Annotated in this window: 21 protein-coding genes; 15 read left to right on the top strand and 6 right to left on the bottom strand. The window is 63.3% G+C overall.

Features of this window, described 5'->3' with window-relative positions:
- The first annotated feature begins 37 nt into the window (after nucleotides 1-37).
- The 7 genes from ACR42D_RS08415 to cimA are packed head-to-tail and all read left to right on the top strand — an operon-like array spanning nucleotide 38 to nucleotide 6,514.
- On the top strand, nucleotides 38-763 hold the full coding sequence (locus tag ACR42D_RS08415) for a pyridoxine 5'-phosphate synthase (protein WP_484566371.1): 726 nt from the start codon (nucleotides 38-40) through the stop codon (nucleotides 761-763).
- A gap of 5 nt (nucleotides 764-768) precedes the next feature.
- Nucleotides 769-1,143 (top strand): holo-[acyl-carrier-protein] synthase, encoded by a 375-nt coding sequence (locus ACR42D_RS08410; RefSeq protein WP_484566370.1) that lies wholly within the window; start codon nucleotides 769-771, stop codon nucleotides 1,141-1,143.
- A gap of 25 nt (nucleotides 1,144-1,168) precedes the next feature.
- Entirely contained in the window at nucleotides 1,169-2,719 is a 1,551-nt protein-coding gene (locus ACR42D_RS08405) for an NAD(P)H-hydrate dehydratase (RefSeq protein WP_484566369.1), read from the top strand.
- Complete coding sequence (locus tag ACR42D_RS08400) at nucleotides 2,713-3,162, top strand: CBS domain-containing protein (RefSeq protein ID WP_484566368.1); 450 nt, start codon at nucleotides 2,713-2,715, stop codon at nucleotides 3,160-3,162. Before ACR42D_RS08405 ends, ACR42D_RS08400 begins: the two co-directional genes overlap by 7 nt.
- A 16-nt stretch (nucleotides 3,163-3,178) precedes the next feature.
- On the top strand, nucleotides 3,179-3,652 hold the full coding sequence (gene tsaE / locus ACR42D_RS08395) for a tRNA (adenosine(37)-N6)-threonylcarbamoyltransferase complex ATPase subunit type 1 TsaE (RefSeq protein WP_484566367.1): 474 nt from the start codon (nucleotides 3,179-3,181) through the stop codon (nucleotides 3,650-3,652).
- A 30-nt stretch (nucleotides 3,653-3,682) separates the two neighbouring features.
- A complete protein-coding gene (locus tag ACR42D_RS08390) occupies nucleotides 3,683-4,912 on the top strand; it encodes an aspartate kinase (RefSeq protein WP_484566366.1) in 1,230 nt (409 codons plus the stop codon).
- 3 nt (nucleotides 4,913-4,915) lie between these two features.
- The gene (cimA, locus tag ACR42D_RS08385) at nucleotides 4,916-6,514 is read left to right on the top strand and encodes a citramalate synthase (protein ID WP_484566365.1); all 1,599 of its coding nucleotides are present in this window, start codon (nucleotides 4,916-4,918) and stop codon (nucleotides 6,512-6,514) included.
- Nucleotides 6,515-6,891: 377 nt separating this feature from the next.
- On the opposite strand, the gene gap is transcribed toward cimA, so the two are convergent.
- Together gap and surE are read right to left on the bottom strand one after the other, a co-directional pair.
- Nucleotides 6,892-7,872 carry a type I glyceraldehyde-3-phosphate dehydrogenase gene (gene gap, locus ACR42D_RS08380; protein WP_484566364.1) on the bottom strand — a complete coding sequence of 327 codons (981 nt, stop codon included), beginning with the start codon at nucleotides 7,870-7,872 and terminating at the stop codon, nucleotides 6,892-6,894.
- Between the two features lie 91 nt (nucleotides 7,873-7,963).
- Nucleotides 7,964-8,716 carry a 5'/3'-nucleotidase SurE gene (surE, locus tag ACR42D_RS08375; protein WP_484566363.1) on the bottom strand — a complete coding sequence of 251 codons (753 nt, stop codon included), beginning with the start codon at nucleotides 8,714-8,716 and terminating at the stop codon, nucleotides 7,964-7,966.
- Nucleotides 8,717-8,863: 147 nt separating this feature from the next.
- On the opposite strand from surE, the gene ACR42D_RS08370 reads away from it, so the two are divergent.
- The 7 genes from ACR42D_RS08370 (at nucleotide 8,864) to ACR42D_RS08340 (ending at nucleotide 14,051) form a co-directional block, all read left to right on the top strand.
- A complete protein-coding gene (locus ACR42D_RS08370) occupies nucleotides 8,864-9,904 on the top strand; it encodes a 3'-5' exoribonuclease YhaM family protein (protein WP_484566362.1) in 1,041 nt (346 codons plus the stop codon).
- Nucleotides 9,880-10,521 carry a dTMP kinase gene (tmk, locus tag ACR42D_RS08365; protein WP_484566361.1) on the top strand — a complete coding sequence of 214 codons (642 nt, stop codon included), beginning with the start codon at nucleotides 9,880-9,882 and terminating at the stop codon, nucleotides 10,519-10,521. The genes ACR42D_RS08370 and tmk overlap by 25 nt, the downstream gene beginning before the upstream one ends.
- 111 nt (nucleotides 10,522-10,632) lie before the next feature.
- Entirely contained in the window at nucleotides 10,633-11,445 is an 813-nt protein-coding gene (locus ACR42D_RS08360; protein ID WP_484566360.1) for an amino acid ABC transporter permease, read from the top strand.
- A gap of 154 nt (nucleotides 11,446-11,599) precedes the next feature.
- Entirely contained in the window at nucleotides 11,600-12,463 is an 864-nt protein-coding gene (locus tag ACR42D_RS08355) for a transporter substrate-binding domain-containing protein (RefSeq protein ID WP_484566359.1), read from the top strand.
- 13 nt (nucleotides 12,464-12,476) lie between these two features.
- Nucleotides 12,477-13,361, top strand: coding sequence for an amino acid ABC transporter permease (locus ACR42D_RS08350; RefSeq protein WP_484566358.1), 885 nt, complete (start codon nucleotides 12,477-12,479; stop codon nucleotides 13,359-13,361).
- Nucleotides 13,362-13,463: 102 nt separating this feature from the next.
- A complete protein-coding gene (locus ACR42D_RS08345; protein ID WP_484566357.1) occupies nucleotides 13,464-13,715 on the top strand; it encodes a glutaredoxin family protein in 252 nt (83 codons plus the stop codon).
- Nucleotides 13,716-13,718: 3 nt separating this feature from the next.
- Nucleotides 13,719-14,051, top strand: coding sequence for a ferredoxin-thioredoxin reductase catalytic domain-containing protein (locus tag ACR42D_RS08340; protein WP_484566356.1), 333 nt, complete (start codon nucleotides 13,719-13,721; stop codon nucleotides 14,049-14,051).
- Nucleotides 14,052-14,105: 54 nt separating this feature from the next.
- On the opposite strand, the gene traT is transcribed toward ACR42D_RS08340, so the two are convergent.
- From traT to trmFO, 4 genes are all read right to left on the bottom strand, one after another.
- Nucleotides 14,106-14,864 carry a complement resistance protein TraT gene (traT, locus tag ACR42D_RS08335; RefSeq protein WP_484566355.1) on the bottom strand — a complete coding sequence of 253 codons (759 nt, stop codon included), beginning with the start codon at nucleotides 14,862-14,864 and terminating at the stop codon, nucleotides 14,106-14,108.
- Nucleotides 14,864-17,002 carry a S1C family serine protease gene (locus tag ACR42D_RS08330; protein WP_484566354.1) on the bottom strand — a complete coding sequence of 713 codons (2,139 nt, stop codon included), beginning with the start codon at nucleotides 17,000-17,002 and terminating at the stop codon, nucleotides 14,864-14,866. The genes traT and ACR42D_RS08330 overlap by 1 nt, the downstream gene beginning before the upstream one ends.
- 313 nt (nucleotides 17,003-17,315) lie before the next feature.
- Nucleotides 17,316-18,620: an O-acetylhomoserine aminocarboxypropyltransferase/cysteine synthase family protein gene (locus ACR42D_RS08325; protein WP_484566353.1), complete on the bottom strand. Its 1,305-nt coding sequence runs from the start codon at nucleotides 18,618-18,620 to the stop codon at nucleotides 17,316-17,318.
- A gap of 266 nt (nucleotides 18,621-18,886) precedes the next feature.
- Complete coding sequence (gene trmFO, locus ACR42D_RS08320) at nucleotides 18,887-20,215, bottom strand: methylenetetrahydrofolate--tRNA-(uracil(54)-C(5))-methyltransferase (FADH(2)-oxidizing) TrmFO (protein ID WP_484566352.1); 1,329 nt, start codon at nucleotides 20,213-20,215, stop codon at nucleotides 18,887-18,889.
- Nucleotides 20,216-20,292: 77 nt separating this feature from the next.
- Here trmFO and ACR42D_RS08315 point away from each other — a divergent pair, with 77 nt between their 5' ends.
- Complete coding sequence (locus ACR42D_RS08315) at nucleotides 20,293-21,261, top strand: ABC transporter ATP-binding protein (protein WP_484566351.1); 969 nt, start codon at nucleotides 20,293-20,295, stop codon at nucleotides 21,259-21,261.

Below are 21,261 nucleotides of genomic sequence, written 5' to 3'. Positions count from 1 at the left end.
AGGATATTACGCAATTACGCATTCGGAGGAAGATACAATGCCGGTACTCGTTGTCAACGTCGATCATGTGGCCACCCTGCGCCAGGCCAGAATGGGCATCGAACCCGAACCCGTGACCGCCGCCTACATGGCGGAAATGGCCGGGGCCACGGGCATCATCGTCCATCTGCGCGAAGACCGCCGCCACATCCAGGACCGGGACGTGGAGCTGATCAAGCAGACCTGCAACACCAGGCTGCACCTGGAAATGGCCGCCACGAACGAGATGCAGTCCATCGCCCTGGACATCGAGCCCGAGATGGTATGTCTGGTGCCGGAGAAACGGCAGGAACTGACCACCGAGGGCGGCCTGAACTGCATCGGCCGCGAGGCCGAACTCAAGGACTTCCTGACCCCGATCCACGAAAAGGGCATCCGCTCCAGCCTGTTCATCGACGCCGACCCCAAGCAGATCGAGGCGGCCATCGCCACGGGCACCGAATTCATTGAAATCCACACCGGGCACTACGCCGACGCCAAGGCGTACAAGCAGCGCCGGGCGGAGTTGGAAAAGATCCTCAAGTCCATCTCCCTGGCCAGGGACATCGGCCTCAAGGTCAACCTCGGCCACGGGCTGAACTACCGCAACATCCTGAACTTCAAGGACGTGCCCGGCGTCAGCGAATACTCCATCGGACACGCCATCATGGCCCGGGCCATCTACGTGGGCCTGGACCGGGCGGTCCGGGACATGGCCGAACTGATCCGGACCTTCGCGGACTAGCCTGCATGATCAAGGGAACGGGCATCGACCTGGCGGAACTGGACCGCATCCAGGCCCTCTGGGACCGGTTCGGGGACAGGTTCGCCCGCAAGATCCTGACCGAGCGTGAGTTCGCCCAGCTGCCGAAGCGCAACCCCGTGCCGCGTCTGGCCGCCCTGTTCGCCTGCAAGGAGGCGGCGGTCAAGGCGCTCGGCACCGGATTCGCCAAGGGGGTGCACTTCAAGTGCGTCGAGGTCCTGCACAACGCGGACGGCAAGCCGGAAATCGCCTTTCTCGACGCCGGGCTCGCCCGTTGCGAGCGCATGGGCGTGACCGCGGCGCACGTGTCCATGACCCATTCCCGTGACACCGCCGCCGCCACCGTGATATTGGAAGGATAGACGAAACCCCAGTCCAGGAGAGCTCATGCTGCTGCCCCTTCCGACCCCCGCCGAAATGTCCGTGTGGGACAGGGAAACCATCCACACCATCGGCATCCCCGGCGTCACCCTCATGGAATCCGCCTCCCGCGAGGCCGTCAACGTCCTGCTCGATGAGTACGGCGACGTGGACGGCGCGGTCATCTACTGCTTCGCCGGGTCCGGCAACAACGGCGGCGACGCCTTCGCCATGGCCCGGTCACTGGCCGACCTCGGGGCCGAGGTCACGGTCTTCCACACCCGCCCCAAGAAGGGGTACCGGGGCGAGACCCGGACCAATCTCCTGTGGGCGCAGAAGCTCGGCATTCCCCTCGTCCACCTGGCCGGGGTCAACCTCGAAGGCCTGCCCCAGCCCGACATCGTCGTGGACGGTTTGCTCGGCACCGGCTTCCAGGGGACCCTGCGCGAAGATATTTTGCATTTAGTTCGGACCGTCAACCGGCTGGGCGAACGCGCCTTCGTCCTGGCCGTGGACATCCCCTCCGGGCTGAACGGACTGACCGGCCTCGCCCAGCCCGAGGCGGTCGAGGCCGACGCCACGGCCACCTTCCAGTCGCCCAAGCTCGGCCTGGTCATGCCCGAGGCCATGGAGTACACCGGCACGCTGCACGTCTGCCCCATCGGCATCCCGCTGAAGGTCCAGACGGACAACCCGGTCCGGCACCATCTCATCACCGGCGCGGTCATGGACACCCTGCCCGCACCTGCCCGCGACATGCACAAGGGCATTGCCGGGCACGTCCTGGTGGTCGGCGGCAGCTTCGGCCTGACCGGCGCGCCGCATCTGGCCGCGCTGGCCGCGCTGCGCAGCGGAGCCGGACTGGCCACCGTGGCCTGCCCCGCCGGGCTGGCCAACGCGGTCAAGGCGGGCTCCCCGGACATCATGACCCTGCCGCTCGGCTCGGGCACGGAATGGACAGAGGACATGGCCGCCGAACTCAAGGCCGACCTCGACCGCTTCGACGCCGTGGTCCTCGGTCCCGGCCTGGGCCGCGCGCCCGAGGCCATGGCCTTCGCCCTGGAGCTGCTCGCTTCCTGTGATCTGCCCATGGTCCTGGACGCGGACGCCCTCTTCGCCCTGGCCGCCTTCCCCGAACATCTCAAGGAATTGCCTGAAAAGACCGTACTCACGCCCCATCCGGGCGAGATGGCCCGGCTGCTCGGCGTGTCCATCGCCGACATCCAGGCCGACCGGCTGGACGCGGCGGACCGTTTCCTGGCGGCCTGCGACACAACCCTGGTCCTCAAGGGCGCGGCCACCTTGGTGGCCGACCCGGACGCGGTCTGCGTGTCCCCGTTCGCCGAGCCCAATCTGTCCGTGGGCGGCTCGGGCGATGTCCTGTCCGGCGTCATCGGCACCCTTCTGGCCTCGGGGCTCACTCCCCTGCATTCGGCCTGCGCCGGAGTCTTCTGGCACGGACTGGCCGGGCGCGCCCTGAACGATGAATTTCCCGCACGCGGCAACCTCGCGTCCGAAATCGCCAACATGCTGCCCCACGCGGCGGCATCCTTCACCAAGGAGCTTGAATCATGCTGACAGCCAAAGACATCATGACCACCGACTGCATCACCCTGACCCCGGACACCGACATCACCGCCGCGGCCGCCCTTCTTCTGGACAAGAAGATCAACGGCGCACCCGTGCTGGACGGCGACCAGGTGGTCGGCGTGCTCTGCCAGTCCGACCTGGTGGCCCAGCAGAAGAAGGTCACCCTGCCGTCCTTCTTCACCCTGCTGGACGGGGTCTTCCCCCTCTCCTCCCACGACCAGCTGGAGCGCGAGATGACCAAGATCACGGCCCTCAAGGTCGGCGACGCCATGACCCCGGCCCCGACCTTCGTCCACCCGGACACCACCATCGAGGACGTGGCCACCATGATGGCCAATGAAAAACTCTACACCCTGCCCGTGGTCGAGAGCGGCAAGCTGGTCGGCGTGATCGGCAAGGAAGACGTGCTCAAGACCCTGCTCCAGGGCTAATTGCCGGTCCCCGAACGTGAGCCTGACACTACACCTTCCCGACAGCGCCGCCACCGTGGCCCTGGGCCGCGCCCTGGCCTCAATCCTGTCCCGAATGGACGCCCCCCCGGCTTTGCTCTTGCAAGGCGACCTCGGATCGGGCAAAACCACGTTGGTCAGGGGTTTCGTGGAATCCCTGCCCGGCGCGGAGGCGGCGGAGGTATCGAGCCCGAGCTTCAACATCTGCAACCTGTATCCGACCACGCCCGGCGTGGCGCACTTCGACCTCTACCGGCTCGAAGGCATGCCCCCGGACGACGCCCTGTTCGATTCGCTTGAGGACCCGGACACGATCACCGTGGTGGAATGGATACAGTTCCTGCCCAGGGAAATGTGGCCGGATCAGGCCCTTTTTCTGGAATGGACCCCATCGGACACTGGACGAAGCCTCGTATTGCATGCGATGGGAGGTGCGGCCCAAGACGTCGTCGACGCCCTGCGGCCCGAATGACAACCGTTTCTAGAGAGCAGAATCGAAAAAATGAACATCGTCGTACAAAAGTTCGGAGGCACATCGGTCCGCAACCTGGAATGCCAACGCCAGGTCATGCAGAAAGTCCTGCGCCCCTACCGTGAGGGCAACAAGGTCATCGTGGTCCTGTCGGCCATGTCCGGCGAGACCAACCGACTATTGGGACTAGCCGAGGAGTGGTCGGACAACCCCGACCCCGCCGAAGTGGATTCCCTGGTCTCCACCGGTGAACAGATTTCCTGCGCCCTCTTCGCCATGCTGCTCAAGCAGCAGGGCGTCAAATGCCGCTCCGTGCTCGGCTTCCAGGCCCCGGTCAAGACCGACTGTTGCTACGGCAAGGCCCGCATCACCGCCATCGACGAGTCCCGGCTCAAGAGCATGCTCCAAGAGTACGACATCCTCGTGGTGGCCGGATTCCAGGGGTGCGACGACAGCGGCCGCATCACCACGCTGGGGCGCGGCGGCTCCGACACCTCGGCCGTGGCCCTGGCCGCGGCCCTCAAGGCCGACGTCTGCGAAATCTACACCGACGTTACGGGCGTGTTCACCACGGACCCGAACCTCTGCACCGACGCCCGCAAGATCGACCGCATCTCCTATGACGAGATGCTGGAAATGGCCAGCATGGGAGCCAAGGTGCTCCAGATCCGCAGCGTCGAGTTCGCCAAGAAATATAATGTAACCGTTCATGTCCGCTCCACTTTTTCCGACGAGCCGGGCACCATAGTCACGCAGGAGGATGAAAACATGGAAGCCGTCATGGTCTCGGGTATCGCTTACGACAAGGATCAGGCTCGCATCACGCTGATACACGTCAAGGACAACCCCGGCGTATCCGCCCAGATTTTCTCCCCCCTGGCTGAAAAGAAAATTCTCGTGGACATGATCGTCCAGAACCCGTCCAAGGACGGCCTGACCGACATGACCTTCACCGTGCCCCGCGCCGACGTGAAACAGACCATCAAGACCCTGGAAGAGCTCAAATACGAAATCGGCTACGAAGAGCTATCCAGCAATCTCAACGTCGCCAAGGTGTCGATTATCGGCGTCGGCATGCGTAACCATTCCGGCGTGGCCTCCAAGGCCTTCCGGGCGCTTGCCGATGAGAACGTGAACATCCTGATGATCAGCACCTCGGAGATCAAGATCACCTGCTTGATCGACGACAAGTACACCGAACTGGCCGTACGCACACTCCACAAAGCCTTCAACTTGGAGGAAGGCAAACACATCGAGTAGCCGATGCATAAAATCACGATATATGACACGACGTTAAGAGACGGAGCCCAAGCCGAAGAACTGAACCTGACCACCCAGGACAAGGTCCGCATAGCGCAGAAGCTGGACGACCTGGGCATCCACTACATCGAGGGCGGCTGGCCCGGCTCCAATCCCACCGACAGGAGATTTTTCGACGAGATAAGGTCCTGCACCTTCAAAAACGCCAAGCTGGCCGCCTTCGGGTCCACGCACATGGCCAAATTCACGCCCGAAAAGGACCCGAACCTGGCCGGGCTGCTCGAGGCCCGGACCCCGGTGGTGACCATCTTCGGCAAAACCTGGGACATCCACGCCACCGTGGCCCTGGGCGTGCCGCTCGAGCGCAACCTCGAACTCATCGCCAACTCCGTGGCCTATCTCAAGGCGCGGGTGGACGAGGTCATCTTCGACGCCGAACACTTCTTCGACGGGTTCAAGCACAACTCCGAGTACGCCATCCAGGCATTGACCGCCGCCTTCGAGGCCGGGGCCGACCGCCTCGTCCTCTGCGACACCAACGGCGGCTCCCTGACCAGCGAGATCGGCGAGGCCGTATCCGCTGTCCGCGAGAAACTGCCCGAGGCGAGCCTGGGCATCCACGCCCACAACGACTCCGAGCTGGCCGTGGCCAACTCCCTGGAAGCGGTCCGCCTCGGCGCGGTCCAGGTCCAGGGCACGATCAACGGCTACGGCGAGCGCTGCGGCAACGCCAACCTCTGCTCGGTCATCCCCAACCTGGAACTCAAGATGGGCTTCGAGGTCATCGGCAGGGACAACCTGGCCCGGCTCCAGCCCGTATCCAACTTCGTCAGCGAAATCGCCAATCTGCGTCCGTTCATGCGCCAGCCCTTCGTGGGCGCGTCGGCCTTCGCGCACAAGGGCGGCATCCACGTCAGCGCCATCCTCAAGGACGCGCGCACCTACGAGCACATCCCGCCCGAAACCGTGGGCAACGAACGGCGCGTGCTCCTCTCCGACCAGGCGGGCAAGTCCAACATCCTGTTCAAGGCCCGCGAACTGGGCTACGAGCTGGCCAAGGACGACCCGACCGTGGACCGTCTGCTCAAGGAGCTCAAGATCAAGGAGTCCATGGGCTATGAATACTCCGTGGCCGACGCCTCCTTCGAACTCATGCTCCGCGAGGCCCTGGGCAAGCCGCTCGACTACTTCCACTTTCGCCACTTCTTCGTGGTGGACGCCAAGCGCGAGGAAGACGCGGAACCCATGTCTGAGGCCACGGTCATCGTGGACGTCAAGGGCCAGCAGGAACACACCGCGGCCACCGGCATGGGCCCGGTCAACGCCCTGGACAGGGCCTTGCGCAAGGGGTTGGAGCGGTTCTATCCCCGCCTGGGCGAAATCCGCCTGCTCGACTTCAAAGTCCGCGTCCTGTCCGGCGCTGTACGCGATACCGGCGGCACCGCCTCCTTTGTCCGCGTCCTGATCGAATCCGGCGACGGAACCGACCACTGGACCACCATGGGCGTGTCCCACAACATCATCGAAGCCTCCTGGCAGGCCGTGGTCGATGGCATCAACTACAAGCTCTTCAAGGATGAAATGACGGAAGGCGCCAAGTAAGGCGGCCTCCGGCGGCCGGGGGAAGGGGAAGGAAAAATCTTTCGAGAAAGGTTCTTTCCTTCCCCTTCCCCCGGCCCCCCCATCCCCATCCTTTTCCAAAGCTTTTTATATCCGCTTCGCGGGCAACAGTGCAAGATAAAGCCCCCGGCTCAAACTGAGCCGAGGGCTTTTTCATTTTTTGGGGAACGATTCTGTAGGGGCAGCCAGCCAACAGCGGCTTAACTCTTCTGCCGCCCTAATGTTCTCGGGATAGGCTTTCGAGAGTGGTGTAGCTGTGCATTTTCTTCCTGGGGGCTTTCGCCGCAGTGTAGTGGGCCTACATGAGGACGAAAGCCCCCTGGAAAAAATGTGCAGATGCGCCGCTATCGGAAGCCGCACTACATCGCCGCAGCCTTCTTAATCAGGCGCAGGAGCTGATTCGTAAATCCAGCCTCGTTGTCGTACCAGACGATGACCTTGAGCTGAGTGCCGCCCATGACGCGGGTCAGGGAGCTGTCGACCACGCCGCCGAAGGTGGAACCCATGAAGTCCACGGACACCAGCGGTTCCTCGGTGTAGCCCATGGACTCGTCGGCCGCCGCCTTGAGGGCCGCGTTGACTTCCTCGGGGGTGGTCTCCTTCTTCAGTTCGCAGACCAGGTCCACCAGGGAGACGTTGGGCGTGGGCACGCGGATGGCCATGCCGTCCAGGATGCCGTTCAGCTCCGGGATGACCAGGCCCACGGCCTTGGCCGCGCCGGTGGTGGTGGGCACCATGTTCACGGCGCAGGCGCGGGCCCGGCGCATGTCCTTGTGGGAGCCGTCCAGGATGCGCTGGCTCATGGTGTAGGAGTGCACGGTGGTCATGATGCCGTGCTTGATGCCGAAGGTGTCGTTGATGACCTTGGCCACCGGGGCCAGGCAGTTGGTGGTGCAGGAGGCGTTGGAAATGATCTTGTGCTCGGGCTTGAGCTCGCCGTCGTTGACGCCCACGACCACGGTCACGTCCGCGTTCTTGCCGGGCGCGGAGATGATCACCTTCTTGGCCCCGCAGGCCAGGTGCTTCTCGCAGCTCTCGCGGTCGGTGAATTTGCCGGTGGACTCGACCACCAGGTCGCAGCCCAGCTCGCCCCAGGTCCATTCGCCGGGCGCGTTGCGGGTCACCTTGACCGGCTTTCCGGCCATGACGAAACCGTCCTCGGTGGGCTGCACGTCCGGGAACCGGCCGTGCACGGAGTCGTATTTCAGCAGGTGGGCGAGGTCTTCGTTGGAGGCGCGCGCGTTGACGGCCACCAGTTCCAGGTCGGTCTCCTCCGCCAGCAGCCGGGCCAGATAACGGCCGATGCGTCCAAATCCGTTCAAACCTATTTTCGTCGCCATGCCGGGTCCTCCTGTGGGTATGCGATTATTCTCTCATGCGTGTTTATAGGGCAACAACCATACTGTGACGATGATTTTACGTCAACGGGGTTCACGAAATCGTATGCTTGAGCGTGTCCAGCGTCTCACGGTCCGTGAAATCGAAATGCAGCGGGGTCAGGGTGATGTGCCCCCGGGTCAGCAGCGCGCGGTCGCGGTCCGCGCTGATGCGGCTGGGCGGAATGGCTCCGCTGAGCCAGTAATACGGCCTGCCGCGCGGGTCCTGCCGGGTGTCGTAGACGTCGTCGTACGACGCCCGGGTGTGCGGGCAAAGGACCATCTCCTTGGCCTCTTCGATGGGGCAATCCGGGAAATTGAGGTTGAGCACGCGCTTGCGCGGCAACTCGGCCCAGGGAATTTTGGGCAGCAGCTCGGTGCAGAAGCGGGCCTGGCCGCTCAGGTCCACGGGGTTGAAATTGTCCATGGACACGGCCATGGAAGGAATCTCCATGAGCGCGCCCTCGGTGGCCGCGGACACGGTGCCGGAATAGAGAATGTCCACGCCCACGTTGGCCCCCGCGTTGATCCCGGACAGGACCAGGTCGGGCGTTTCGTCGAGCAGCGTGGACAGGCCGAGCTTGACGCAGTCCACCGGCGTGCCGTAGACGCCCTGCCCCACGAAGCCGTTCTCCCTGAACTCCTTGACCCGGAGGGGCAGAGCCAGGGTCACGGCGTGCCCCACGGCCGACTGTTCCGTGACCGGGGCGACCACGTGCACGTCGTGGCCGGCCTCCTTGAGGGCGAAATACAGTGCGCGAAGGCCGATGGCCTGGATACCGTCGTCGTTGGCGAGCAGAATGTTCATTGCGTCTCCGGCTGCAAGCTAGGATTTGACAATACGTGTGAAATCAGGTTCATAACCCTGAGCGGGCCGAGCGACATCCGCGCCGGTCCGTTTTCCGCACATACCGTAGTGATACGCGTATGGGCGAGGTACCTCAACATCTCACCAATGGCAAGATCAGTGGGCAAAAAGTCGCAATATATCCAGTCTCTGTCTCCGGGCCAAACCGTGGACGACCTCTTTCTCCTGGCCGGGGCCAACCAGGCCCAATCCAAGAACGGACCTTACTGGAACCTCTCGTTCCAGGACGCAACCGGGTCCATCGACGGCAAGATATGGAGCCCGAAGAGCCTGGAATACCCTACCCTGGAGCCGGGCAGCATGGTCCGCGTCCGTGGGTTCGTGGAGAGCTACCGCGACAAGAACCAGCTCAAGGTCGACCACATGGACCTGCTCGATGCCTCGGCGCCGGGCATAGACCTGTCGGACTTCATGCCCGCCTCCCAGACCCCGCCCGAGGATCTGATGGAGGCCCTGGAGGACATGGTCACCGAGCACATGCGCCACAAGCCGTGGAAGACGTTCTGCCGCAAGGTGCTGACCCACGAGGACATCCGCGCCCGGCTGCTGACCGCGCCCGGCGCCAAGACCGTGCACCACGCCTACGTGGGCGGCCTGCTCGAGCACACCCTGGGCGTGGCCCGGGCGTGCATGGCCCTGTGCGACGTCTATCCGAACCTGGACCGCCAGACCCTGCTGGCCGGGGCCATCTTCCACGACCTGGGCAAGGCGTGGGAGCTGTCCGGCGGCCTGGCCAACGAATACACGGACGAGGGGCGGCTCTTCGGCCACATCCAGATCGGCATGGAGAAGCTGGAGCCGTTTCTGGCCCGCAGCCCGCGCCTGGAAGCGGGCCTCAAGATGCACCTCAAGCACCTGATCACCAGCCACCACGGCGAGCACGAATTCGGGTCCCCCATACGGCCCAAGACCCCGGAGGCGTTCGTCCTGCACTTCGCGGACAACATGGACGCCAAGCTGAATATCATCGACCAGGCCTACGCCGACATGGACAAGACAGGGGCCGACTGGTCGCCCTACATGCGCTTCCTGGAACGCAACGTGTTCCGGCCCGAGCCCACCCCCGACAACGCCAAGAAACAGAACGGGAAAGCGGAGAATCAATGTTTATTACCTTTGAAGGCATAGAGGGGACCGGCAAATCCACCCAGATCGCCAGGGTCCGGGAATATTTCGAAGCCAAGGGCCGGGAGGTTTTCCAGACCCTGGAGCCGGGCGGCAGCCGCATCGGCCGGGACCTGCGCAAGATGCTCCTGCACGTGGACAACAAGGAGATCACGCCCATCACCGAGCTGTTCCTGTACCTGGCCGACCGCGCCCAGCACGTGGGCCAGGTCATCCGGCCCGAACTCGAGGCGGGCAAGGTCGTACTCTGCGACCGGTTCGCGGACTCGACCATCGTCTACCAGGGATACGGGCGCGGCCTGGACACCGTCATGCTCCGGGAGCTCAATGAAGTGGCCGTGGACGGCCTCTGGCCCGACCTGACCATCGTCCTGGACATCGACCCCGAGGTCGGCCTGAAGCGGGCCACCCTGCGCAACATTGAGGACGGCAAGGCCAAGGAGGAGGGACGGTTCGAGGCCGAGCACCTCTCCTTCCACAACCGCATCCGGGAGGGCTACCTGACCTGGGCCGCCTTCAATCGGGAGCGCATGCGCGTGGTCAACGCCTCGGGCACTCCCGACGAGGTCTTCGCCCAGATCAAGGCCGTGATCGAGGCCTGCGGGACCGACGCGGCCTGATCCGCATCCGGCTCTTTTTGCACAATAGTTCCTGGAAACTTCCGGGCTTTGTGCTATGGTGCAATCAGAAAGGCGGCGGGTCCCCTTCCGCCAACCAAACACCGGAACCGCATGTCGGCTGAATTCCTACACAAAAAAGGCCCCCTGTCCCTCACCGCCCTGATGGACACGGCCAAGACCCTGCTGCTCCTGACCGGCGTCGTCTGGCTGCTCGTCCTGGGCTCCCAGCGGCTGGGCTACAACTGGCAGTGGTACCGCATCCCGCAATATCTCTGGACGTTAACGGACCAGGGGTTCACCTGGGGGCCGCTCATGGAGGGGCTCGGGGTGACCTTCCGGATCACGGGCATCAGCCTGGTCCTCATGCTGGTCATCGGCATGACCACCGCGCTTATGCGCATGTCGAGCTCCTGGGCGGCCCAGGGCGTGGCCCGGGGGTACATGGAGCTGATCCGCAACACCCCCCTGCTCATCCAGATATTCTTCATCTATTTCGTCATCGCCCCCATCCTGGACATCTCCGCCTTCCGCTCGGCGATCGTCGCGCTCAGCCTGTTCGAGGGCGCCTACGCCTCGGAGATATTCCGGGCGGGCATCACCTCCATCGACAAGGGCCAGTGGGAGGCCGCCAAGAGCCTCGGCATGGGGCCGTACGCCATGTACCGGCACATCATCCTGCCCCAGGCCGTGCGCCGCGTCCTGCCGCCCCTGACCAGCCAGGCAGTGTCCCTGGTCAAGGACTCCGCCCTGGTCTCGACCATCGCCATCCTGGACCTGACCCAGCGCGGCCGGATGATCGATGCGGAAACATTTCTGACTTTTGAAATATGGTTCACCGTCGCCGCCATCTACCTCGTGGTCACCCTGGCCCTGTCCTGGGTGGTCTGGCTGCTGGAGCGACGATTCAACGGCCTGAAGGCCTAAACAGCAAAGGAGCTCGCATGACCATCTGGAGAGCTACGAAGATCGGCGGCGTGATCATGATCGCCATTCTCGGCGTATCGCACGTCACCTTTGCCCAGGAATCCTGTAAATAACCCTCTGAACCGGCCCCGGCCGCCGACCAAGGAGAAGCCCTATGAAACGCATCCGCATCCTGGCCATCGCCTCACTTTTCATCCTGCTCGCATCCGCTTTCGGGTGCAGCCAGGAACCCATCCAGAAAAAAACCGACAAGAACGCACCGGCGGCGACCGCAGCGGCACCGGAATCCGGCAGCCAGCTCGACGCCATCCTCAAGCGCGGCACCATCCGGGTCGGTTTCGACACCTTCAAGCCCTGGGCCATGAAAGACAAGAACGGCGAATATATCGGCTTTGAAATCGAGGTCGCCCGCAAGATCGCCGAGGACATGGGCGTCAAGGTCGAGTTCGTGCCCACCAAGTGGTCCGGCATCATCCCGGCCCTGCTGACCGGCAAGTTCGACATCATCATCGGCGGCATGTCCGTCACGCCCCAGCGCAACCTCAAGGTGAACTTCTCCCTGCCCTACGAGTACTCGGGCATGTCCATCGTGGCCAGCAGGAAGATCGCCGAGGGACGCACCTCCATCCAGGACTTCAACAACCCGGCCACGACCATCGCCGTGCGGTTGGGCACCACTGCGGCCGAGGCGGCCAAGAACTTCCTGCCCAAGGCCAAGATCCTCTTCTTTGACGAGGAATCCCAGACCATCCAGGAACTGCTCAACGAGCGCGTCCACGCCGTGGTCGCCTCCAACCCGCTGCCGCTGAACCTGTCCAAGGAGTACGCGGACCAGCTCTACCTGCCGCTCAAGGACGACTTCACCCGGGAGCCCATCGCCTTTGCCGTCAAGAAAGGCGACCCCGACTTCCTGAACTGGCTGAACAACTGGGTCCGCGTGACCATGAGCAAGGGCTGGCTGCAGAACCGCTACGAGTACTGGTTCTTCACCAACGAGTGGGAAAACCAGATCCAGTAGCCGAGCCGACTTCTTGCCTTCAACCACCGAAAAGCGCCTGAAGATCACCCTGCTGGACGCCGCCATCCTGGCGGCTCTGGCAGGGGCCTTCGGCTACATCGTTTTCAAGGCCGCCACCGGGCTCAACTACCACTGGAACTGGGAGGTCCTGCCCCAGTTCCTCTTGCGCTTCGACGAGAAAAGCGGATCGTGGGTGCCCGGCCTGCTGACCAAGGGGTTGTTCACGACCATCCGCCTGTCCGTCTGGTCCGGCGTCATGGCCATCATCCTGGGCATCTTCATCGGCCTGTTCCGGGTCAGCCCGAGCCTGTTCAAGCGCCAGGTGGGCGCGATCTACGTGGGGCTCATCCGCAACACCCCGCCGCTGGTGCTCATCTTCGTCTTCTATTTTTTCATCGGCGACCAGATCATGTCGCTGCTCGGCGTGGAGCATTTCATCTACGGCCTGTCCGACGGAGCCCGGGAGGTCCTCGGCTGGTTCTTCGGGCCCATGAACCGGTTTCCCCGGTTCCTGTCCGCGCTGATCACCCTGGCCCTGTTCGAGGCCGCCTACATAGCGGAGATCGTCCGCGCGGGCATCGACTCCGTGGAGCCCGGCCAGTGGGAGGCCTCGGCGTCCACGGGCATGACCCGTTTCCGGACCCTGCTCCACGTCATCCTGCCCCAGGCCCTGCAACGCATGTTGCCAGCCCTGGCCGGACAGTTTATATCTATCATCAAGGACTCGGCAATCGTCTCCGTCATCTCCATCGAAGAGTTGACGTTTCAGGCCCAGCAACTCATGACCACCACATATCGGAGCTTCGAGATCTGGATTCTGGTCCTGGCCATGTATTTCGCGCTCACGTTCTTGTGCTCCCTGATAGTACGTAAACTGGAACTGACGCTGAGCAGGTGATGTGATATGTTCAAATCGTTGAAGAAAATTTTTGTAAAAACCCCTGACGGAATGCCCGAAACCGATGCACCCGCCAAACAGTTCGACATGGAGGCGTTTCACATGAACGATATCAAAGTCTATGCCCTTTCTACCTGCATCCATTGCAGGAATGCCAAGAAATATCTGGATGAATGCGGCGTGAAGTACGAATGTGTCCACGTGGACGAGTTGACCGGCGACGAGCGCAAGCAGATCGTCAAGGAAGTCAAGGAACGCAATCCCGCTGTCTCCTTCCCGACCATCGTCATCAAGGACAAGGTCATCGTCGGCTTCCACAAGGACCAGATCGACAAGGCCCTCAAGGAGGACTAGCCCATGGACGCCAAGCAGCTGTACGAAATGCTGAAGAAGGTCCAGGAACCCAAGGGCTACTACTTCAACGCGGACATGGACATGACCATGCCCCTGCTGGAGAGCCTGCTGACCAACAAGGAACGGTTCGGCTACATGGCCTGCCCCTGCAGGCTGGCCAACGGCGACTATGAGGCGGACAAGGACATCCTGTGCCCCTGCGTCTACCGCGAGGAGGACGTCAAGGAATACGGCGCCTGCTTCTGCGCCCTGTACGTCAGCAAGGAGTTCAACGACGGGACCATCGAAAAGCAGGTGGTTCCCGAACGCAGGCCGCCCGAAAAGATTCTCTTCTAGGTTCCTGCCCGAGGAAAGGAAAAGGCCCGCTTCACGCGGGCCTTTTTCGTTGCGTTAGATGATGTCCTTGAGGATGCGCAGGTGGCGGGCCCGGACCTCGTTGATGATGTCCGACTTGTCCGCACGGAACCCGCCCGCGTAGACCGCCAGCTCCACGGTCTCCCTGGACCGGAATCCCTTGAAGTTGGTCTTCTTCTCCCTGATCTTCTTGCCGGTCACGAAGGAGATGGTCTTCTCGTCCTCCACGTGCTCGGGCATGACCGTGGCCATGGTCACCGAGGAAATGATGATGAACGTCTCCTCGGTGGCGTAGTTGCGCAGGATTTCGCTCAAGGCCGCGCCGATCACCGTGCCCGCGGCGGCCCCGGTCACGGCGTCCGCCCCGCGCCCGTTCTGGATGCCGGGCGCGGCTCCGGCCACACCGCCTGCGGCCGCGCCGAGGAAGGTGTATTCTGCGGGCAGCATCTCCGTGGCCTGGCCGAAATAGCGGATGTTGATGTCGAGCAGGATGCCGAAGTCGTCGCCGTGGGTGACGGTGTAGCCGACGCTCTCATAGGACGCCTCCAGCTGGTCGCGGAAGGCGTAGAGGTCCAGGGCCGGGTCGCCCGTGGTGTTGCGGATCCTGAGCTTGAGCCTGCTGTTCCGGAACATGGCCGGATCGGCCACGAATTCGCCGCTCTTGGCAGCCCCGTAGGAATAGCCGGTGGCCTCGTCCTTGACCAGCCGGTGCGCGTTCTGTTGGCGCTCCACGCAGGAGGCCAGCAGGAACAACACCCCGGCCAACACCGCCGCTCTCTTCATCGTCTTCAACATCACTTGCCCCCCTTGCAGACGCGTATTCCGTTATGGTCCAGAAAATCGAAAACTTCCTTGTAATGGATGGAAAAATTGAGCCCCTGAGCAGGCGCGTTCGACCCGGTCTTCTTGATGCCCCAGTCGTGCACGCCGACCACGTAATTACCGTAGAAGACCGGCCCGCCGGAATTGCCGCCGTTGGAGGAGGCGTCCGTCTGGATGTACATGACCTTGCTGTTGGTGGATTCCATGAAGTTGATGGGCGGGATCTTTCGGATGGCGCTGATGACGCCACGGGTGATGGAGAATTCCAGCCCCTGCGGGTGGCCGATGATCTCCAGGGTCTCGCCCAGGGGCAGCTTCCGCCTGTCGTAGAAGCAGACCGGCTTGCCGCGCACGTCGGCCTGGATCAGGGCCAGGTCGAGACGCGCGTCGCGGGCGATGACCCGGCCCATGGTCTCGCGCTCGTCGAACCGCTTGAGCTGGACGTAGTTGGACTCCTCGACCACGTGGTAGTTGGTGATGACCATGTCGTCGGTCACGTAGAATCCGGTGCCGATGCCGGTTCCGGTGTTGCGCACGACCACCACGGAGTCGAACCGCTTGTCCGAGTACTTGTCGTACCCGTAGGTCTCGTTCTTGCGCTTGAGCTGGGTGGCGCTGCGATCGGCCGTAAAGACCCGCTGCACCTCCCCCATGTTGTTGTACTTCTTTGCCTCCGAGGAACGGCTGGCGTACTGGTCGAGCAGGTCCGACAGATTGACCACCGCCGGTTCCAGCTCGTAGCGGACCACGTCATCCTCGAGCACGGACTCCTGCAGGAACCTGGTCCGCTGGGGGTCGCTGTCCTTCAGGGCGTAGCACACGGTGAAGAAGGATTTCTCGCTGATGTCGAAGGTGTCCCGGAAGAGGCGCTTCTTGCGCTTGTCGACCACGTAGTAGTTGACCGTACCGGCCTTGTAGATGTCCATGTGCGCCTTGGTCACGGGATAGGGCTGGTAATCGGCCACCTGGATGTACTTGGGCGTGGCCTTGAGCTTCTCCCTGGCGGCCTGGAGCCGCTTGCCCGTGTCGGCCACGAGGTCATCCTTCTTGTTCTCGTCGATGTAGTGCAGGATCGGGTCCACCAGCCAGTGGGTGGTCTCCTTGTTGGCCGCGGCCTGCTGTTCCCTGGTGGCCGCCTCCATCTCCGCCTTGGCTATTTCGTAGTCCGGATTGTCCTCGCGCACGAAGGAGGCCACGTAGGTGGACTGGACGGTCTCCTCCCGCTCCACGACCCGCCTGGCCTTGGCCACGGCGATGGAGACCAGGACGAGGATGTCCGCCTTCTGCACGGCCTCGCTCTGAAAGGCCGTGCGCATGGAGCCCTTGGCGGCCTCGAACGGCATGTCGAGCTTGATGTCCAGACCGAAATCGATGGCCTTGTCCCTGATCAGGTCCGGGCTGGTCACCTGCAGGAAGGCGATCTTGACCCCGGGGATGGTCTTGAGGTCCAGCCCGGCCTTCCGGCACTTGTCATAGGCCGCGACGATGACCTTCAGGTCCGCCGTGGCCGGATTGGGGCACAGGGTCTTGAAATACTCCTGCGCCAGCCGGTCCCTGGCGGACGACGGCAGCGAGTCACCGTAATGGTTCAGAAATGCCGAGGACTGCGCCAGGGTCATGGAGCCCAGGGCCTTGCTCCAGACGTCCTGGTTGACCTCGAGAAAGACCGCTTTGTCGAGTTCCACAGGATAGTCCTCGAAGAAATCGCGTTCACCGCCCAGGGGGAAGGTGGCGAAATTGCCCGGCGCATCCGCCCGGATGGCTTCCCGCCTGGCGGCCGCCCCCTTGACGGCCTGATCGTATCCGGCGGGCCGGAAACTGGGATATTTGAAGATGGCCATGCCCGTCAAAGACCGCTCGCGCTCGTCCAGGGCCGCCATCTCCGCCTTGACCTCGCTCCAGCGACTGCGGTCCACCGGCCACCTGACGGCCTCGGCCCCGGCCGCGAGTTCGGCTATCTGCGGCGAGTATTTGAACTCCAGCCCCTTGGCCAGGCGGTCCATGGCCGTAGCGACGTCGGCGTCGCCCATGGCCCCGGTAAAATACGCTTCGTTGTCCACCACGACCTTGGCGGCCTGGTCGACCTGCCCCTGATCGAGGAGCGTGGTCACCTTGGCTGCGGGGGAATCGTCGGAACTCGCCGAGGAGCCCCCCATTTTGGCGTTGCAGGAAGAAAGGAGAAGACAGAAACAGACCAACAGAACAGAGACACTAAAAACACCGCGCATGCAGACCTCACTACTTGTCAACCTCGATAACTGCCGAAAACAGCACTCGCACAACTCCCGATTTCATGCGCCATCGGCTCCTCGGGCATACGACAATTCAATACCAAGCGCAACATATCGGCTGTCAAAATCTGTATTTCGGCAAAAAAAAAGCCCTGTTAAAGACAGGGCTTTCGATATCTGAAGGTTGTTTGCTCTACCGCTGCGACAGCGTCAGCGCCCGATCCAGGTCGTCGATGATGTCGTCGGCGTCCTCCAACCCCACGGAGATGCGCACCAGATCCAGGGGTACGCCAGCAGCGGCCTGCTCCTCGGGGGTGGACTGGCCGTGGGTGGTGGACGCCGGGTGGATGACCAGGGTCTTGGCGTCCAGAATGTTGGCCAGGTGCGAGCAGAGTTGCACGGACTCGATGAACTTGCGGCCCGCCTCCAGGCCCCCCTTGACCCCGAAGCCGAAGACCGCGCCCGGTCCGAGGGGAAAGGTGTTCTTGGCCCTGTCGAAATCGGCATGGCTCGGCAGCCCGGCGTAGTTGACCCACTCCACGGCGTAGTGTCCTTCCAGGAACTCGGCCACCTTGCGGGCGTTCTCGCAGTGCTGGCGGGCGCGCAGGGGCAGCGTCTCCATACCCTGCAGGATCAGGAAGCTGTTCTGCGGGGCGATGGTCGCGCCCGTGTCGCGCAGCATGCCGATGCGCACCTTGGTGGTGAACACGGGGCACGGCTGGCCCGAGGGGCCGCTCAGAGCCTCCCACAGGTTCAGGTTGTTGTAGGTCGGGTCCGGTTCAGTCAGTTCCGGGAACCTGCCCCCGGCCGCCCAGTCGAAGTCGCCCTTCTCCACGATGGCCCCACCCATGGCCGTTCCGTGGCCGCCCACGATCTTGGTCAGGGAGTAGACCGCGAGGTCGCAGCCGAAGTCGAAGGGATTGAAGATAGGCGGCGGGGCCACGGTGGCGTCCAGGATGAACGGCAGGCCGTGGGCGTGGGCCACCTTGGCGATGCCGAGCAGGTCGTCCACATTGCAGCGCGGATTGCCGATGGCCTCGGAATAGACCAGCCGCGTGTTCTCGTCGATGGCCGCCTCGAAGTTGGCCGGGTCGCTCGAATCCACGAAACGCGCCTCGATGCCGAACCGCTTCAGGGTGTGCTCGAACAGGGTCTGGGTCCCGCCGTAGAGGTTGGAGCCGCAAACGAGGTTCTGCCCGGCGGACGCGATGGTCGTGACCGCGTAAAAGATGGCGGCCATACCGCTGGCCGTGGCGACGGCTCCGGCCCCGCCATGCAGGGCGGCCAGCCGTTTTTCGAGCACGTCCGTGGTCGGGTTGTTCAGCCGGGTGTAGATGTAGCCCGGCTCCTTGAGGGCGAACAGGTTGGCTGCGTGCCCGGTATCGCGGAACAGATAGGCGGTGGTCTGGTATATGGGCACGGCGCGGGCACCGGTCTCGTCCGGGGTGTGTCCCGCGTGCAGGGCCACTGTCTGGGGTCCGTAATTATTGTCTTGCATATTCTCTCTCCTGGATCAGGGCGAAAAACACGCCCGTTTGACCCGTAAAATGCGCCTTCACCCCCGGCTTGGCAAGGGGGCGACATATAGCGATTCATTATCAGCGCCATAAGCGCCGGGGGATGGAACTGGTCTTGCCGTTATTCCGGACAGAAGCGATTGTCCGGCACGGCTTGCGGAAGCTACGGACAAACGTTTTACCTTTCGCCCACATGCGGGTCAGCGAAAGGTCCCCGTTCCGGATACGGAGCAGAGTGGAACGGGGATCAGTCCTTCAGGCCAGTTTGTTCGAGCCAGGCCGCGAACGCCGCCTGGGCGCGCTTGCCGTACGCTTCCTTTCTGAGCTTTTTCTTGATCCTGCCCTCGAGGCCGGGCATAAGCCCGAAATTGACGTTGGACGGCTGGAACCGCTTGTCCGGCTTGGTCCGCAGGTGGTTCATGAGCGCGCCCAGGGCCGTCTCAACGGGCGGCTCGGCCAGCGTCTCGCCGCGCAGCCTGCGGCCCATGGACAATCCGAGCCACAGCCCGCAGGCCGCGGACTCGAGGTACCCTTCCACCCCGGTGATCTGCCCGGCCAGGTACACGCCGGGCCGGTTCTTCAACTGCAGTGTCCCGTCCAGGACCTCGGGCGCGTTGACGTAGGTGTTGCGGTGGATGGACCCCAGACGCAGGAATTCGGCGTTCTCCAACCCCGGGATCATGCGAAATATGCGCTTTTGCTCCGGATACTTGAGCTTGGTCTGGAAACCCACCATGTTGAAGGCGGTCTTGTCCGCGTTCTCGGTGCGCAGCTGGACGATGGCGAAGGGCCGCTCGCCGGTACGCGGGTCCGTGAACCCCACGGGCTTGAGCGGGCCGAAGGCGAGGGTCATCTCCCCGCGCTCGGCCATGGCCTCCACGGGCAGGCAGGCCTCGAAGTGGACCTCCTTCTCGAACTCGCGCGGCTTGACCTTCTCGCCCGCCAGGAGCGCGGCCACGAACGCCTTGTACTCGTCCTCGCTCATGGGGCAGTTCAGGTAATCGTCGTCCTCGGGCTTCCAGCGCGAGCCCCAGAACGCCTTGTCGAAATCGACCGAGTCGCGGGACACGATGGGCGCGATGGCGTCGTAGAAATACAGCCGCTCGTCACCCACAGCAGCCATCAGGCTCTCGGTCAGCTCCGGGCTGGCCAGGGGACCGGCGGCTATGATGACCGCGTCGCACCCTTTGAGCGCGTCGTCGTCCAGGGAGATTATCTCCCGGCGGATCACGGTGATCAATTCGTGATCTTCGATCTTTTGGGTAATGTATTCGGAGAACAGGGTGCGGTCCACGGCCAGGGCGCCGCCCGCCGGAACGCGGGTGGCGAAGGCCGCCTCCATGACCAAGCTGCCCAGTCTCTCCATTTCCTCCTTGAGCAGCCCGATGGCCGCCGCAGGGCCCGTGGCCCGAAAGGAGTTGGAGCAGACCAGCTCGGCCAACCCGTCCTCGGTGTGCGCCTCGCTGCGCTTTTCCGGCTTCATTTCATAGAGGGTCACCGACACCCCGGCGTTGGCCAGCTGCCAGGCGCAGTCGCACCCGGCCAGGCCGCCGCCCACGATCACTACATCCGCCATTTCCCCTCCCGGATATCGTTTACGTCCGCCGCAATATGCCGTATAGGTGGCGTGATGGCGAACCTGCGGAATTTCTTATGACAAAACCACTACTGGATATACGCGAGCTGACCACCTGCTTTTCCTCGGCCCAGGGCATTGCCAAGGCGGTGGATAACGTCAGCCTTTCCTTTATGCAAGGAGAAACCCTGGCCATCGTCGGCGAGTCCGGCTGCGGCAAGACCGTGCTCGCCCTGTCCATCCTCGGGCTCATACCCGATCCGCCGGGCCGCGTCACGGACGGGACCATCCTGTACCGGGACAAGGACCTCCTGGACATGTCCGAGAACGAGCTCATGCACATCCGGGGCAACGCCATCTCCATGATCTTCCAGGAGCCCATGACCGCGCTCAACCCGGTCTTCCGCATCGACGACCAGATAGCCGAGCCGCTCAGGCTGCACCAGGGGTTCGGCAGACACGAGGCATTGGACAAGGCCGTGGACGCCCTCAAGCTGGTGGGCATCCCCAACCCGGCCAAGATCGCCAAATCCTATCCGCACGAACTGTCCGGCGGCATGCGTCAGCGGGTCATGATCGCCATGGCCCTGGCCTGCAACCCGGACATCCTCATCGCGGACGAGCCGACCACCGCGCTCGACGTGACCATCCAGGCCCAGATTCTCGATCTCATGGACGAACTCAAGCAGCGCATGAACGGCTCGCTCATGCTCATCACCCACGACCTCGGCGTTGTCGCCCGCATGGCCCAGCGCGTGGCGGTCATGTACTCGGGCAAGATCGTCGAACTGGCCGGGGCCAACGAGCTCTACGCCGAGCCGCTGCCCCCCTACACCAAAGGGCTGCTCGCCTCCATGCCGTCCTTGGGCGAGACCCGGGAGCTCAACCCGATCCCCGGCATCGTGCCGTCCATCTTCGATCTGCCCCAGGGGTGCCGCTTCCATCCGCGCTGCCCCAAGGCGTACAAGAAGTGCTCCCTCATGCTCCCCCCGCTGTACGAACCGGAACCGGGCCGCAAGGTCCGATGCTGGCTCTACGAGGACTAG

This window comes from Pseudodesulfovibrio sp. lm2024, assembly GCF_051175575.1.
Classification (GTDB): domain Bacteria; phylum Desulfobacterota; class Desulfovibrionia; order Desulfovibrionales; family Desulfovibrionaceae; genus Pseudodesulfovibrio; species Pseudodesulfovibrio caledoniensis.
The sequence above is the reverse complement of the archived record's forward strand: the minus strand, read 5'-3'. Positions and strand labels throughout refer to the sequence as shown.

What these genes read in the sequence shown, in the direction of transcription:
- ACR42D_RS08415 (WP_484566371.1), top strand. Translation starts at nt 38, where the DNA reads ATGCCGGTACTCGTTGTCAACGTCGATCATGTGGCCACCCTGCGCCAG.
- ACR42D_RS08410 (WP_484566370.1), top strand. Translation starts at nt 769, where the DNA reads ATGATCAAGGGAACGGGCATCGACCTGGCGGAACTGGACCGCATCCAG.
- ACR42D_RS08405 (WP_484566369.1), top strand. Translation starts at nt 1,169, where the DNA reads ATGCTGCTGCCCCTTCCGACCCCCGCCGAAATGTCCGTGTGGGACAGG.
- ACR42D_RS08400 (WP_484566368.1), top strand. Translation starts at nt 2,713, where the DNA reads ATGCTGACAGCCAAAGACATCATGACCACCGACTGCATCACCCTGACC.
- ACR42D_RS08390 (WP_484566366.1), top strand. Translation starts at nt 3,683, where the DNA reads ATGAACATCGTCGTACAAAAGTTCGGAGGCACATCGGTCCGCAACCTG.
- cimA (WP_484566365.1), top strand. Translation starts at nt 4,916, where the DNA reads ATGCATAAAATCACGATATATGACACGACGTTAAGAGACGGAGCCCAA.
- gap (WP_484566364.1), bottom strand. Translation starts at nt 7,872, where the DNA reads ATGGCGACGAAAATAGGTTTGAACGGATTTGGACGCATCGGCCGTTAT.
- surE (WP_484566363.1), bottom strand. Translation starts at nt 8,716, where the DNA reads ATGAACATTCTGCTCGCCAACGACGACGGTATCCAGGCCATCGGCCTT.
- ACR42D_RS08370 (WP_484566362.1), top strand. Translation starts at nt 8,864, where the DNA reads ATGGCAAGATCAGTGGGCAAAAAGTCGCAATATATCCAGTCTCTGTCT.
- tmk (WP_484566361.1), top strand. Translation starts at nt 9,880, where the DNA reads ATGTTTATTACCTTTGAAGGCATAGAGGGGACCGGCAAATCCACCCAG.
- ACR42D_RS08360 (WP_484566360.1), top strand. Translation starts at nt 10,633, where the DNA reads ATGTCGGCTGAATTCCTACACAAAAAAGGCCCCCTGTCCCTCACCGCC.
- ACR42D_RS08355 (WP_484566359.1), top strand. Translation starts at nt 11,600, where the DNA reads ATGAAACGCATCCGCATCCTGGCCATCGCCTCACTTTTCATCCTGCTC.
- ACR42D_RS08345 (WP_484566357.1), top strand. Translation starts at nt 13,464, where the DNA reads ATGAACGATATCAAAGTCTATGCCCTTTCTACCTGCATCCATTGCAGG.
- ACR42D_RS08340 (WP_484566356.1), top strand. Translation starts at nt 13,719, where the DNA reads ATGGACGCCAAGCAGCTGTACGAAATGCTGAAGAAGGTCCAGGAACCC.
- traT (WP_484566355.1), bottom strand. Translation starts at nt 14,864, where the DNA reads ATGTTGAAGACGATGAAGAGAGCGGCGGTGTTGGCCGGGGTGTTGTTC.
- ACR42D_RS08325 (WP_484566353.1), bottom strand. Translation starts at nt 18,620, where the DNA reads ATGCAAGACAATAATTACGGACCCCAGACAGTGGCCCTGCACGCGGGA.
- trmFO (WP_484566352.1), bottom strand. Translation starts at nt 20,215, where the DNA reads ATGGCGGATGTAGTGATCGTGGGCGGCGGCCTGGCCGGGTGCGACTGC.
- ACR42D_RS08315 (WP_484566351.1), top strand. Translation starts at nt 20,293, where the DNA reads ATGACAAAACCACTACTGGATATACGCGAGCTGACCACCTGCTTTTCC.